The 13628-nt window shown below is 57.7% G+C and carries 17 protein-coding genes; 7 read left to right on the forward strand and 10 right to left on the reverse strand.

Going from position 1 to position 13628, the window contains the following annotated elements; translation table 11 throughout:
- Positions 1–6: 6 nt before the first annotated feature.
- Together groES and ABDK75_RS09850 are read right to left on the reverse strand one after the other, a co-directional pair.
- Positions 7–297 (reverse strand): co-chaperone GroES, encoded by a 291-nt coding sequence (groES, locus tag ABDK75_RS09845; protein WP_046899653.1) that lies wholly within the window; start codon positions 295–297, stop codon positions 7–9.
- Positions 298–426: 129 nt separating this feature from the next.
- Positions 427–621, reverse strand: a complete 195-nt coding sequence (locus tag ABDK75_RS09850) for a DUF4169 family protein (protein WP_046899654.1) — start codon at positions 619–621, stop codon at positions 427–429.
- Between the two features lie 42 nt (positions 622–663).
- Here ABDK75_RS09850 and ABDK75_RS09855 point away from each other — a divergent pair, with 42 nt between their 5' ends.
- The 3 genes from ABDK75_RS09855 to ABDK75_RS09865 are packed head-to-tail and all read left to right on the forward strand — an operon-like array spanning position 664 to position 2515.
- Positions 664–1377, forward strand: coding sequence for a dienelactone hydrolase family protein (locus ABDK75_RS09855; protein ID WP_346005734.1), 714 nt, complete (start codon positions 664–666; stop codon positions 1375–1377).
- Positions 1378–1385: 8 nt separating this feature from the next.
- Positions 1386–2126, forward strand: a complete 741-nt coding sequence (locus ABDK75_RS09860) for an SDR family oxidoreductase (protein WP_046899655.1) — start codon at positions 1386–1388, stop codon at positions 2124–2126.
- A 2-nt stretch (positions 2127–2128) separates the two neighbouring features.
- Positions 2129–2515: a DUF2934 domain-containing protein gene (locus ABDK75_RS09865; RefSeq protein ID WP_346005735.1), complete on the forward strand. Its 387-nt coding sequence runs from the start codon at positions 2129–2131 to the stop codon at positions 2513–2515.
- A 48-nt stretch (positions 2516–2563) separates the two neighbouring features.
- Here ABDK75_RS09865 and ABDK75_RS09870 read toward each other — a convergent pair whose 3' ends face one another.
- Positions 2564–3454: an S-methyl-5'-thioadenosine phosphorylase gene (locus ABDK75_RS09870; RefSeq protein WP_099210368.1), complete on the reverse strand. Its 891-nt coding sequence runs from the start codon at positions 3452–3454 to the stop codon at positions 2564–2566.
- A gap of 257 nt (positions 3455–3711) precedes the next feature.
- Between ABDK75_RS09870 and hemF the strand changes: the two genes are divergently transcribed.
- Together hemF and ABDK75_RS09880 are read left to right on the forward strand one after the other, a co-directional pair.
- Positions 3712–4629: an oxygen-dependent coproporphyrinogen oxidase gene (gene hemF, locus ABDK75_RS09875; RefSeq protein ID WP_086634534.1), complete on the forward strand. Its 918-nt coding sequence runs from the start codon at positions 3712–3714 to the stop codon at positions 4627–4629.
- Complete coding sequence (locus ABDK75_RS09880) at positions 4629–5717, forward strand: hypothetical protein (protein ID WP_346005854.1); 1089 nt, start codon at positions 4629–4631, stop codon at positions 5715–5717. The genes hemF and ABDK75_RS09880 overlap by 1 nt, the downstream gene beginning before the upstream one ends.
- 4 nt (positions 5718–5721) lie before the next feature.
- On the opposite strand, the gene ABDK75_RS09885 is transcribed toward ABDK75_RS09880, so the two are convergent.
- Positions 5722–6255 carry a Smr/MutS family protein gene (locus tag ABDK75_RS09885; protein ID WP_346005736.1) on the reverse strand — a complete coding sequence of 178 codons (534 nt, stop codon included), beginning with the start codon at positions 6253–6255 and terminating at the stop codon, positions 5722–5724.
- Positions 6256–6610: 355 nt separating this feature from the next.
- On the opposite strand from ABDK75_RS09885, the gene ABDK75_RS09890 reads away from it, so the two are divergent.
- The gene (locus tag ABDK75_RS09890) at positions 6611–6817 is read left to right on the forward strand and encodes a hypothetical protein (RefSeq protein WP_064273999.1); all 207 of its coding nucleotides are present in this window, start codon (positions 6611–6613) and stop codon (positions 6815–6817) included.
- 60 nt (positions 6818–6877) lie between these two features.
- On the opposite strand, the gene ABDK75_RS09895 is transcribed toward ABDK75_RS09890, so the two are convergent.
- From ABDK75_RS09895 to ABDK75_RS09910, 4 genes are all read right to left on the reverse strand, one after another.
- Positions 6878–8338: a cytochrome-c peroxidase gene (locus ABDK75_RS09895; protein ID WP_064273998.1), complete on the reverse strand. Its 1461-nt coding sequence runs from the start codon at positions 8336–8338 to the stop codon at positions 6878–6880.
- A 96-nt stretch (positions 8339–8434) separates the two neighbouring features.
- Positions 8435–9265, reverse strand: coding sequence for a site-specific DNA-methyltransferase (locus ABDK75_RS09900; RefSeq protein ID WP_046899662.1), 831 nt, complete (start codon positions 9263–9265; stop codon positions 8435–8437).
- On the reverse strand, positions 9262–10407 hold the full coding sequence (locus ABDK75_RS09905; protein WP_346005737.1) for an MltA domain-containing protein: 1146 nt from the start codon (positions 10405–10407) through the stop codon (positions 9262–9264). Before ABDK75_RS09905 ends, ABDK75_RS09900 begins: the two co-directional genes overlap by 4 nt.
- A gap of 16 nt (positions 10408–10423) precedes the next feature.
- A complete protein-coding gene (locus ABDK75_RS09910; protein WP_346005739.1) occupies positions 10424–11179 on the reverse strand; it encodes a Tim44/TimA family putative adaptor protein in 756 nt (251 codons plus the stop codon).
- Positions 11180–11359: 180 nt separating this feature from the next.
- Here ABDK75_RS09910 and secB point away from each other — a divergent pair, with 180 nt between their 5' ends.
- On the forward strand, positions 11360–11884 hold the full coding sequence (secB, locus tag ABDK75_RS09915; protein WP_046899665.1) for a protein-export chaperone SecB: 525 nt from the start codon (positions 11360–11362) through the stop codon (positions 11882–11884).
- Positions 11885–11888: 4 nt separating this feature from the next.
- Here secB and ABDK75_RS09920 read toward each other — a convergent pair whose 3' ends face one another.
- A complete protein-coding gene (locus ABDK75_RS09920) occupies positions 11889–12560 on the reverse strand; it encodes a uroporphyrinogen-III synthase (protein WP_346005740.1) in 672 nt (223 codons plus the stop codon).
- Positions 12561–12562: 2 nt separating this feature from the next.
- A complete protein-coding gene (gene hemC, locus ABDK75_RS09925) occupies positions 12563–13612 on the reverse strand; it encodes a hydroxymethylbilane synthase (RefSeq protein ID WP_346005741.1) in 1050 nt (349 codons plus the stop codon).
- Positions 13613–13628 lie beyond the last annotated feature (16 nt).

Raw genomic sequence — 13628 nt, forward strand, 5'->3', positions numbered from 1 at the left:
GGCTTTTCAGCCGATCACACCCATAATGTCGCTCTCTTTCATGATCAGCAGTTCTTCACCGTTGATCTTCACCTCGGTGCCGGACCACTTGCCGAACAGCACCTTGTCGCCTGCCTTGACGTCGAGAGCCACGATCTGGCCCTGCTCGTTCCGGGCGCCCGGGCCTACGGAAACGATCTCGCCTTCGGTCGGCTTGTCCTTGGCGGTGTCAGGGATGATGATGCCGCCAGCGGTCTTTTCTTCACCGGTCAGGCGACGGACTACAACGCGGTCATGCAGGGGACGAAATGTCGTCATGGATCGCTCCATTTTAGGCCGTGCCCTTCTACAAAGCGACGCGGCCGGGTTACGCGCTCAATTACTGCAGCGCAGTTGGCACTCCCATATCGAGAGTGCCAAGAGAGGTAGTGCCGCCACCCGTTTTCGTCAAGAACCATCGCCCTCGGCAGAAAAAATTTTCTTTCCGTCCAACAGGGCCTCGGAACGCCTTTTCTCTAGCATATCCGCCATTTTTTGACCTTTCGTCCTGCCATAAAGACGACGATTGGTCTCAGCTTCCTTCGCATCCTCTACGGACTTGCGGCGTTTGCGTTCCCGACGGAGATTGATGACGTCGCTCATGGCATCTGCCTTTCCGGCGTTACAGAGACTGGACAGAAATCAATGGACCACAAGCATTCCCAAGAAAAGACCGAGGGCCACATGATCCGCCTCACGGCGGCAGACGGCCACGAATTCGAGGCATGGGAGACGGGCTCCCCCGAGTCCACACGCTCCATTGTCGTCGTGCAGGAAATTTTTGGCCTGACCGGACACATCAGGGACGTCTGCTCTGATCTGGCTCAGCAGGGCTTCCATGTTCTCGCCCCTGCCCTCTTTGACCGTGTCAAACCCCATACGGTTCTGGCGTACAACGAGGCTGGCCTGAAGGAAGGGCTGGAATTTCGAAGTGGTATTTCGCCAGATCTGATCCAGCAGGATCTGGAAGCCTGCGCTCAAAAATTGAGACAGGAGGACGGTCACCGACCAGTCGGGATTATCGGCTTCTGCTGGGGCGGTCTCATCGCGTGGCTTGCGGCAACACGGACGCACCACTTTAATGCCGCCGTGGGATGGTATGGCGGCGGTATTGCCAACCATTGTGACACAGCGCCGCACTGCCCAACGCAGCTCCATTTCGGCGGAGAAGATGCGTCTATTCCGCCAGGTGACGTTCAGAAAATTCGCGCAAGCCGGCCGGAAGTCGAGGTCTTCCTCTATGATCAGGCTGGGCATGGCTTTGGATGCCCAGAACGTTCCAGCTTCAATCAGGACGCCCGTGATCTGGCCTGGAGCCGGAGCGTCGCGTTTCTGAAGCATCACATCAAGCGTGCGTGAGGCCTGACATGGAAGGCATTGCAGGAAAAATTGTCCTCATTACAGGCGGTAGCAGCGGCCTTGGTGAGGCCACCGCGCGTTATCTCGCAGCACGAGGGGCTTACGTTGCTATCGCTGCCCGGCGCCGGGACCGGCTGGACGAAATTGTCTCGGAGCTCGAAGCACTTGGCCAGACAGCACGGGCCTACACACTGGATGTCACAAACCGCCAGAACGTTGCGGACGTTGTAAAAGCCGTTGAGCAGGACTTCGGACGTCTTGATGTCCTCGTGAACAATGCCGGGCTGATGGCGATTGCCCCCATGAAACGACTGATGGTCGACGAGTGGGACCGGATGATCGACATCAACATCAAAGGCGTTCTGTACGGCATCGCCGCAGCACTACCGATCTTTGAGCGTCAGAAATCGGGACATGTCATTAACCTGTCCTCGGTTGCCGGGATCAAGGTCTTCGCCCCTGGAGGCAGCGTCTATTCAGGAACGAAGTTTGCCGTGCGGGCCATTAGCGATGGCCTCCGTCAAGAAGCTGGCAACGCGTTTCGCGTTACGTCCATCGAGCCGGGCGCAGTGGAGAGCGAACTCAAAACGGGCAGCGGCGACAGTGAAAGTCGTCAGCATGTTGAAGCGTTCTACAAGATTGCAATTCCGGCGGAATCCGTGGCGAGGGCCATCGCTTTCGCCATCTCACAACCTGACGACGTGGACATCAACGAGATTGTCCTGCGCCCAACCCTTCAGGAGTTCTGATCATGAGCAACAACCCACTCGAAGCAGATCCAAAACGTGACGCAGCAATCCGCCGCGAGGCCAAGTTGCTTTGGGAAGCTGACGGCAAGCCGGACGGTGGCCCTGAAGCCTATCTGGACAAAGCGACGGACCTGATTTCCATCAAGGGCGTTCCCGAAGGCACACCTGTTGAGGATCTTCCGCCGCCAGAGTTGGCAGATGTTCAGATCGAAGATCCACGCTTACAGGAGAATCTTGGGGAATTCCCAGAGCGCAGCACGGATCAGGGCGATCACCGCCATTTTCCCGTAGCTGATCGCAAAGAAGAACGCGAACTGCTGGATGATCCCAGCACCGACGCCGGTCAGCCGGGCTATGCTCAAATCGACGAAAAGCAGGAAGGCCCCTGATTGACCCTTCCATTCTGCCGCCCGCTTTTACGCGGGCGGCAAGCCATTTCAGGCTTTGTTCAGAACGCGACCTGCAACGGCATCCAGCTTGGCAACAAGAGCCGGATCTCGCTTCTCGGGTGCGGTGATAATCGCAAAGTCGAGCGCACGCTCGGCGGAAAGGTCCAGAGGGCGCTTTTGACCCAGAACCGGGATCACAGCCTTCACGAGACGGCGGGCATTATCCGCATTCCCCTTCATGACCTTCACCACACCTTCAACCGTCACGCTGTCATGCTCGGTGTGCCAGCAGTCATAATCCGTGACCATGGCAACCGTTGCGTAGGTCATCTCGGCTTCACGGGCGAGCTTGGCTTCTGGCATGTTGGTCATGCCAACCACCGAACAACCCCATGACCGATAGAGCTCGCTCTCAGCACGCGTCGAGAACTGCGGCCCTTCCATGACGATGTAGGTTCCCCCACGCGTCACCGGAATATCGAGCTTACGGGATTCCGCTTCCAGCACATCCAGCAGACGAGCAGACACCGGGTCCGCCATGCCGACATGCGCCACACATCCCGTCTCAAAGAAGCTTTTCTCGCGCGCGAAGCTGCGATCAATGAACTGATCGACAAGCACGAAACGACCTGGCGGGAGTTCTTCCTTTAAAGAGCCCACAGCTGAAAGAGACAGAATATCCGTCACGCCTGAGCGCTTGAGAGCATCAATATTTGCGCGGAAATTCAGGCGTGAGGGCGGGATCGGATGACCACGACCATGACGGGGCAGGAAGACGCACTTGATGCCTTCAAACGTTCCGAAAAGGAGTTCGTCAGAAGTTTCGCCCCACGGCGTTTCAACCCGACGCCATTCCTTGTTTTCCAGACCGTCAATATCATAGAGGCCGGAGCCACCGATAACGCCGATAACCGGCTGAATTTCTGTTTCCGAAGACATGGTTGTTCAGTCCGCCCCTGATTAACATGTTTGAGGACCGTTCAGGAACACGAGACGGAAGATTGGCGCAAGCCTCCGCTGATCCGTGTCCAAAAAAAATCACGCAGGCATTTACGAAGCGGCAAGATGCTCTCTGCCATCGTCGCGCCACAGAGCGACAGCAGACATGCAGCCAGCCAACTGTTCGTCTTGAGCGCAATTTGCTAGGACACTCCGCGTAACAAGAATTTGTCCTTAGGATGGTAGGGGAGAGAAAAATGGACCAGATCAGCCCCGTTTTTGCTGAACTCGTTCGCCCGGATGTGCCTCATGACACGCTGAAGCGTGAGGCGAAGGCCTGGTTTGAATCTCTCCGGGACCGGATTTGCGCGTCTTACGAGAAACTTGAAGACGAAGCCGCCGAAGGCAATTCCCAGGTCCTGCGAGATCGCACGCAACCGGGACGCTTCGTTCGCACGGCCTGGGATCGCCCGGATGGCGGCGGCGGCGTAATGTCCGTGATGCGCGGTCGCGTCTTTGAGAAGGTTGGCGTGAACGTTTCTACTGTCTGGGGCGAATTTTCTCCCGAATTTCGCAAAAACATTCCCGGCGCATCGGAAGATCCACGCTTCTTCGCAACGGGCGTGTCCCTAGTCGCTCACCCCTGCAATCCGCATGTCAGCGCCGCGCATTTCAATACGCGCATGATTATTACGACCAAAGGCTGGTTCGGTGGCGGTGGCGATATTACGCCAATGTTCCCGGACAGTGCCGAAGCCCGCAGTGACGCCGACTACTTCCACAAGATGTTTGAAGCTGCCTGTAACAAGCACGATCCGGAGCACTATCCGCGCTTCAAGGAATGGTGTGACCGGTACTTCCATCTGCATCACCGCGACGAGCCGCGTGGTCTCGGCGGCATCTTTTACGATCAGTTCTCGACTGGAAGCCTTGAAGGTGACTTCGCCTTCACGAAAGACGTCGGCATGGCCTTCCATGACGCCTACCCCGCAGTTGTCAGACGCCGCATGTTTAATCCGTGGACGGACGCCGACCGCGACGCCCAGCTGATCCGCCGCGGACGATACGTTGAATTCAATCTGCTTCATGATCGTGGAACGCTTTTTGGCCTGAAGACGGGCGGCAACACCGAATCGATCCTGATGAGCATGCCTCCAGAAGTTCGCTGGCCGTGATGCTTTGTTCCCCGACCCGCCGTGACTGCCTGAAAGGGCTGGCCGTGCTCGGTGCCGGAAGCGCCATGCCCTCTCTGCAGGCCCGTGCTGCGGACATGCCTGACGCACATCTACTCCTTGGTGGAACACTCGCGTCCATCCAAGGGCAGTTCGGGGAACTCGCGGCAGGCGTTATCTCCCGTACGCTGGGACTGGACGCTCCCCTGGAGATCACACCCGATATCGGTCAGGACGGCGTACGTGCTGCCAATCTTTTTGACGCTAACAGCGCCCCGGACGGAAGCACGGCCCTTATTGCGCCGGGAAGCGTCCTGCTGGCCTCGCTAACCGGTGACTCTCGCGTCCACTATGATTTTGCACGGTGGATTCCCCTTCTGACGGCTCATACGACAACTGTCGTCATTGCGCGTGCAGAACTGCACAAAACGCTCCGAAGCCGCCTAAAGGGTTTCTTTCACGATCATCCGGTTCGACTGGCTGTTTCTCGCCCAACGGGAACAGAACTTGACGCCCTTCTTGGCCTGACCCTCCTTGGCCTGCGCCCTATTCCGGTGTCTGGGTTCAGTCGAACGGAAGACGCACTGGAAGCACTTGCGAACAATCAGGTCGATGCCGTTCAGTTACTGCCTTACACGCTGGATGTACCGGTAGAGAGCATTCTCGCCAAGCTGCCGCCCGGTACAGCGCCGCTCTATCATACAGGCGACCTGTCAGACACAGGCTCAGATACAATCCCGAATTTTCTGGAGGCCTATCAGGAGGCTCGCCGCCGTCCGCCTGAAGGAGCACTATACAGAGCCTGGCAAGCAGTCTCCGCAAGTACCTACACAGCTCTGACAGTGGCACTCCCGATGCTCACCCCACCAGATATGGTCAAAAGCTGGAAGCAGTCCTGCTGGGACGCAGCGGTAGATCCAACCGTGCGCCACTGGGCGGAAAAGCACCATTTCATGCTGGCTGCGGGCGACAATGCAGCGCCATTCCTCTCTAGGGCAACGCCCGATATTGGCGCAATCCTTGCCCTTAGACGCTGGATTGCCATGAATACACCGCGCTGGCGCATCGGCCAGGAAACTCGACCGCTCTGACCTTTTACCGGCGCTTTGTCCGCAGCAAAATTCGGACGGAGCCATGGTTGGCAGCATGAGGGTGGACAACGGCCAGCACCATGGGCCGGATGTCCGCTCTCTGAAGCCAGAGTGGCAGCTCCCGACGGATCAGTCCGCTCGTGGCGCCACTCCCTAACCCCGTCACGACTTCAACGCACCGCCAGTTCCGTGCTTTGGCGCGATGCATGAAGTCAAGCAGGCGCTCGAAAGCGTCCTGCACAATATATCCATGCAGATCCAGCTTTGCATCGACCTTGAGCTCCCCGCGGGAAAGACGCTTCCAACTCGTATCATCCAGACCAGGTGATCGAACACCGACCCGCAGATCCTGCGGTCTGGGTCGACGAAGAACTGGACGAGCCAAAAGAGCGCGGAATGACAGGTCCTGTTCAGCGGGTGGAAGCGGAACAAGCGGAACTCGCGCGGGCTTTACTGCTTCAACTTTTGGCGTAGGTGGCGGAACGGGTTTGGATTTGGGTCTGGAAGGGTGTAGCGGCACGATGTCGCGCACAACCATGCGCCACAGGCTTTCCTCCTCCTCTTTCAGAACCCGTTTTGCCACCAAAGACCCCACCTGACCTGATTCAGTCTTGCATCCCGCAAATAACCTGCACTGCGTGTAACTGTTTCCATGCCGATCGAACAATGGAAAAGACGTAATTTCAGGCCTCTCGCAATTTTGGCATCAGGCTCTTCTTCAGCACGTTCGATCCTACAACTCTATGACTGGCCCCGATGGCACTGCTCCCTCACAGAGATCCGAACATTTCAGGCGCACGATCAATTCGGGAAGAGACCATTATTTTTGTCCGAGCTGCGCCTTGTAGAACCGGAAGCAGCTGTCCCAAGTCTTCTCATGAAGGAGACAGACCGTGAGTAAACTGACCAAAGAAGAGCGAGACAGCCTACCTGACGATGAATTTGGCCTTCCTGAAAAAAGGGCCTACCCCGTCGACACAAAAGCTCGGGCCCGAAATGCGAAAGCGCGCGCAACGCAGGAGCTTGAACGCGGTCTCCTGACGCCGGAAGAGAGAAATGAAATTGATCAGGCGGCAGATCGCAAATTACAGGAAGAATAATCCAGAATCAGAAACGGCTCCGAATTTCTTCGGAGCCGCTCGCTGACGTCATTGGAACATTCAGTTGGCTTGCGCGCCCCGAAGGGGAGCATCTGCCGGAACATCCTTGAGCGGAATGCCCTGATACTTTCCTGTCAGAGTTTTCAGGAAGGCCACAATGTCCGTAACATCCTGCTCTGTGATGTCATGATCGGGCGTCTCATAACGGGCCATGGCACGAACCGCAGCGTCCAGCGTCTTTGCTGATCCGTCATGGAACCACGGGCCTGTCAGCTCCACGTTCCGCAGGTTGGGGACCTTGAAGCGCTCACGATCAGACGGATTGTTCGTGAAAGCAAAGCGACCATCATCCACAGCCGTCAGCTTGGTGTGACGATCCTCGAAATACGGCCCTTCCAGACCCAGAATTTCGTAAGCGTCTCCACCGACCGCAACACCGCTATGGCAGCCCGAGCAGCCAATTGCCTTGAAGCGTTCATAGCCACGCTTTTCCTGAGCCGTAATCGCGTCTGCCTTGCCCTTCAGGTACAGGTCAAAGCGGCTGTCTGGAGTGATCAGTGTTTTTTCATATTCGGCGATCGCGTCCGTCACCGTGTTCTTGGTGATATCGTCCGAACCATAGATGGCCGTGAACTGATCAGCATATCCAGGCTCAGCACGCACACGGTCGGCAACGGATGCCCAGTCATGAGATCCCATTTCCAGCGGGTTCATCACCGGGCCTGCAGCCTGCTCAGCCAGATCCTTGGCACGACCGTTCCAGAACTGACCGATATTGAAGACGGAATTGTAAACCGTCGGCACGTTAATCGGGCCGGTCTGACCATTAATGCCGGTCGCCGTGGTCTGATTATCCACACCGCCCTTGTTCAGTCCATGGCAGCTTGCACAATTGAGCTGGCCATTGCCTGAAAGCTGCTTGTCGAAGAACAGGGTCCGGCCCAGTTCAGCCTTTTTCCAGTCTACAGCAATTGTTTCCGGGATCGGCTGAAGGACTTCGCCACGGAATTCTGGGGCCACGTCAGAGCTGGCATAATAGCGCTCACGCTGATCACGTACCCACTTCAGAATGTCCGCACGCTGTTTCTCGTCCAGATGAGCATGGGGATGCATCGTCAGGTAAGCCGCAGGCGGCATACGGTTCTGAACAATCACTTCCTCAATACGGGAAAGCTGTTCGACCGATGGGGGCTTGCCCTGCTGGAACGCTTCAATGATCGGCGCAAACTCAAAATGACGCTGCCCCTGCTCCAGATCACGGCTCATAATCTGATTGGCAAGCGGGAGTTTGAAGTAAAATGGCAGATCGGCGTTGCGCGTGTGGCAGTAGTCACAACGGACTTCCTGAAACGCTGCGAACGCTGTCATGGCGATAGGGTCATGCCGTGTGGGGCTGCTCGCGGGAAGCTGCGGCGCACCAGCATGATCGAAATGCTCAAGATAGGTGACTGTTCCGCCCCAGGCGACAACGCCCAGTGCCACCAGACCGGCAATTCCTTTGGTAATTGTGCTGCGACGCACCGCAAATCTCCTCACTGTCACGAGATTGTGAGGTTTGGGGATTGTAACACAAGAAGTCAAAACGATTGATCCTGTCAGACCTACAGGTCTGACCGATCATTCGTCTTCCCAGTCTTCCTCCCGGGTCCCAATCGCAGCCCTGAGGCGCTTACGGGCAATATTGACGTAACGTGTGTCCTTTTCCACGCCAATGCCGGACAACCCCTTGCGTTCCGCCGCAATCAGGCTGGTCCCCACCCCCATGAACGGGTCCAGCAACACCCCGCCTGGCTTGGCGCCATGTAACCTCAGACAGGCTTCGGGCAACGCGATTGGAAACGTCCCCGGATGGCTGAATTTTTCTTTTCGGCTTCGCACGGTCTCATAAGGAATGAACCACGTATCTCCGCGGCATCGACGATCCATCTCATGCTGTCGGCGCGAGATATTGCTCTTGTCCGTAAATGGAACGCCAGCATCCAACCGGGCGACTTTGACGTCCCCCTTTTTCGTCAGATGAAAAATATGCTCGTGATTACGGTTAACAAAGCGGGGTGAATTCAGCGGCTTGAAATGCCCATAGGTAATTTCACCCACCGAAATCGACTTGATCCAGGTGATATGGTTCTGAAGCACAAAGAGCTTCCGCAACCGGGACATCAGTTCGAACGGCAGCCAGGGCTGTGAAGATGATCCAGCGATATTCAGAAAGAACGATCCATCGTCCTTCATGATCCGTTTCACACTGGCGCAGACGTCTTCCATCCAGTCCAGATAGGCATCTTCCGGCAACTGGTCCTGATAGGTCCGATATTCGATCCCAAGATTATAGGGCGGGGACGTCACCACGACATCCACCGTCTGCGACGACATGCGCCGCAGAACTGTGGTGCAGTCTCCCCGGATCAGCGTATGGGCGCCGAGTGTTTCCCGGCGGCTCCGGATCATGGGGTGGGCGAATCCGCTGGAGGACGCGGCAACAGAATGACCATTCGGCCATTTTCATGCAGATTGCCGGCAACATACTGGGCAAAAGCACCCCATCCGGTGAACAGATCGGCACGTCCCTCCCCCTTGATATCGGTTCCGATATCCTGAGCGAACACGAGGTGCTGCCATGGCGCTGGCTGGCCCTTTGCATCCGGCAGCTTTGTCTCAACCCAAAGCGGGGTCGCAAACGGCACGATCGATCGGTCAATCGCAACAGACCGCCCAGCGGTCAGCGGCACACCGAATGCTCCTGTCGCGCCCTGTGCCAGACTTCCCGTATCTTTGCGGAAGAAAACGTAATTCGGGTTACGCTCCATCATCGCCATCATGCGATCCGGATGCGCCTCCAGCCATGCGCGGATGCTTTCCATACTGACAGCAGAGGGAGCCAGTTCGTTATCCTGAACCAGCACACGGCCAAGCGGGACATAAGGCTGGCCATTCTTGCCGTCATAACCAGCCCGGATCTGCGATCCGTCTGGCAGGATCAGACGACCGGAGCCCTGAATTTGCAGAAAAAACAGGTCCACAGGGCTTTTTAGCCATGCGATTTCCAGCCCGCGCCCCGCCAGAGCACCACTGTCAATCTGGGCACGATCATAATACGGTTTGAACTGACCGTTCTCCCAACGTCCCGTGACCATCTGACCGTTGGTTGCTTTGGCACGAACCAGATCTGCCGGGCGCCCATAAAGAGGCGTCTGGTATGGCCCCTCGCGCGTCAGGGATGCCTCAATCTGGGGTTCAAAATACCCGGTGTAAAACGCTTTGGTATCGGTCTCGTAGGGCTGGAACCATGTCTGCAGGTAAGATTTAGCATCCGCAGCACTCTCCAGTCCGGCGCAAGCACCAGACCAGTCTCCAACCTGACGGCCATACGGAAGGGTCTCAGCCCCCCCGAGAGGCGTTTCAGGCGGCAATTGCGTCAGCCGATGGCACTCCTGCCGCAGAACAGGCAGGAGCGAAGCGAAATCCTCCCGATCCCACCCCGCGAGCGCATCGAAACCTACAGGCGTCAATGAAACAGAAGATGACGGTTCATTCGACGTGGTGCACCCGACCAACAGGGTCAGGGCAGCCAGACTCAGCAGCTTTTTCATAATGGACGAACTATTTTCAGGCTGGACGCGATGCCGCAAGACGCCACCGCGCGTCTGACGTCCCGAACTGACGTTCAAACAGCCATAGATCATGGAATTCCGTCACGGCATCCGTGCCCTGTACAGGGTCTCCGTTGCGATCCGTCAGCATATTAACCTGACGGGACACAATCCGAACTTCGATTCGACCGATCTGGGCAGCCACGTCGTCGGTGGGAAGCATCGCATCCAGAATGGCCATACTTTCGATACCCCGCAGATCGCTGCGCTGTGTTTCGCCTGCTTCGGCGCGCGCGTTGATCGCGGAGAGAAAGGCGTCTTCAGTTTCCGGGGTCATAAGATCTGACAGAGCCGCGCGGTCCCCCGCAGCGAAAGCCGGAACAATCTGGCGGAACGTGTTCTCAGCATCGTTAAGAAAAGCCTGAGGCGTAAAACCCGCATCAAGCTGGGTCATACGACCCAGTACGCTGCCCACCCGGGTTGCCGGAGCGGGAATGTCGTATTCGACCTGCGCCACGACCGTTTCCTCACCCCGCTGGCTTGCACCAGGCAGCGGTGGAGGCGTCGGACGCGCGGAAGCCTGCCCACCAGTAGCGAAAACCGGCGGACGCTCCTGACGCACACCCTGCATGCCAATGCGACGCCCCAGCACGCGGTACAGGCGAAAGCCCAAGGCAATCGCCAGAATTGCCAGCACCACGATGTCCCATGGGAACGCGTGGCCGGAATGGCCCATCAGAGCGGAGGGAAGATGAATGTCGTCAGAAGACATGAAGATTATGTTTCACACAGATCGTTGGAATTTCCGTTGTCTTACAGATAGGGCGACAGCGGACCAATCTCAACCTTCCGCATGCAGGAACCCCGTCTTGGCGCGCATGACACATCATGCTACCGCCACTGTATCGCAATCGTTCCATCGCTATCCGCCTCGCGGATCCGGAGACCGTACATGTCCGAGAATACCACCGACAACACTGCACAGAACATGGAAGGCGCTCCGCCGCAGATGCCGCTTGCCGTCAATCTGCAGTACACAAAGGACCTGTCCTTTGAAGTTCCGGCTGGCGCTTCCATTTTCGCTACCCTGCGCGCTGCACCGCAGATCTCCGTGAACATCGATGTTCAGGCAAATCGCCTGGAAGAAGAGCAGCCGGTTTATGAAGTTGCCCTGGCCGTCCGCGCCGAAGCTGCTGAACCCGCAGCAGAAGAAGGTGGCAAGGCTGGCCGCACGGTGTTTATTGCCGAGCTGACCTATGCCGCCATCGTGACTCTCGGCAATGCTCCGCAGGAACTCGTCGAGCCGATCCTGCTGGTTGAAGTGCCACGCCTGATCTTCCCGTATGTGCGTTCCATCATCAGCGACGTCACCCGTGACGGTGGCTTCCCGCCGGTGGTTCTGCAGCCGATCGACTTCGTTGCTCTGTGGCAGGCCAAGCGCGCCCAGCAGTTCCCTGAGCCAGCTGGCGAAGCCTGATCCTTCAGGCGACGAAAGGCCCGAGCCGTTCCTGCGGATCGGGCCACTCCACTGCACGCCAGTCCTTTTCGGTCAGGCGTGCAGCGATGGCCTCTGACAGGCAGAGCGCCCTCACACCGGACAGAGCATTTCGCTCCGGCGCTCCCAAAGCCTCCATGAAGGCTTCAGCCGTTTTTCCGGAATAAAGAACAACTCCTTCAACACGGTCGTTCAACAAAGCGTCTCGCGCAGCATCCGTGAGAGCTTGCCTCTTCATCACTGCGTACGCGTCGATGCGCCTGGCCCCCAACGCCACTGCCAGGTCGAGGCCGTAACCCTTGCCACATGCCAGCATAAGGGACTGTCCCGTCAGGTTGTGACGACGGCAGAACTCCAGCAGGGCTTCAGCGTCGCCATCTGCGGCATGAACATTGGAAAAGCCCATGGCGCGAGCATGTTCAGCCGTTTTTGCTCCTACAGTGACCATCAAACGGTCGCGCGGCCAATTTTTGAGAGCGGTCAGCGCATTGGCGCTTGTCAGGGCTACAGCTACACAGTCAGTCACGGCTATGGGTTCGTAGGTCTGAATTTCCAGCATCGGGCAAGCAATCGCCTCCCAACCCTGACGCTGAAGGGCCTCCGAGGTAGAAGCCAGACCCGGCTCGGGACGCGTGACCAGAACAGCGCGCCGCGCCATGATCAGGCGCGTGTCATCTCGGCGAAAATCGCTGCTGGCGTATTGCGGCGCAGTTCGTCTGCCAATTCCGTTCCCATCCGGGCGGCCTCAAGTGGCGCACCAGTGATTTCATGGCGGATCAGGAACGTTCCGTCTTCGCTCGCAACCATACCTGTCAGTTTCAACACGCCAGCTTCAATTCTGGCATATCCACCAATTGGCGTTCGGCAGGAGCCGTCAAGCTCGGCCAGCAAAGCACGCTCCGCAGTCGAAACAGCCCGGGCTTCCGGGTCTTCGATGGCAGAGAGAAGCTCACGCAGCTCCGTGTCACTCTCGCGGACTGTCACACCGACGATACCCTGCCCTGCGGCTGGAAGCATCTGGTCCGGCTCAAGAACGATATCGACACGATCTTCCATCCCAAGACGCCGTAGTCCCGCAAGGGCCAGAAGCGTGGCATCACAAGCACCCGCCTGCAACTTGTCGAGACGCGTCTGAACGTTGCCTCGCAACAAACCAAACCGAAGATCCGGGCGACGGCTCAGCATCTGCGCCTGACGACGGACGGACGCACAACCGATCAAAGCGCCCTCTGGCAGAGAGGCATACGGATCAGCTGGGTCAACTTTGGTGGACCGGTCACGCAGGATAATGGCATCGCGGGCGTCTTCACGCTTCAGCGTGCACGCCAGGACAAGACCGGGAGGGAGATTGGTTTCGAGATCCTTGAGGCTATGAACTGCGAAGTCGATCCGGCCCGCTACAAGAGCTTCGTGGATTTCCTTGGCAAACAGGCCCTTGCCACCAATTTCCGCCAGACGCTGGCTGAGGTTACGATCACCTTCAGTGCTGATCTGATGTTCCTGGAATGCTCCCATGTCACGCAGGACTGGGCAAAAACGGGTCAGACGTGTCAGGAACGTCCGCGTTTGCCACAGCGCCAGCGGTGACGCTCGCGAGCCCACTCTGAGTGGGAGTTTGCGCTGGCCGGACGGGCTGGCGGCATGAGATCGGCGGACGGCTTCCGCCGCGACCTTTTGAAGGGCGTCGGAAGACAGGACGGAAGCATTCATGGACCGCACCTGTAGC

This window comes from Gluconobacter sp. OJA (genome assembly GCF_039638325.1).
Taxonomy (GTDB): domain Bacteria; phylum Pseudomonadota; class Alphaproteobacteria; order Acetobacterales; family Acetobacteraceae; genus Gluconobacter; species Gluconobacter cerinus.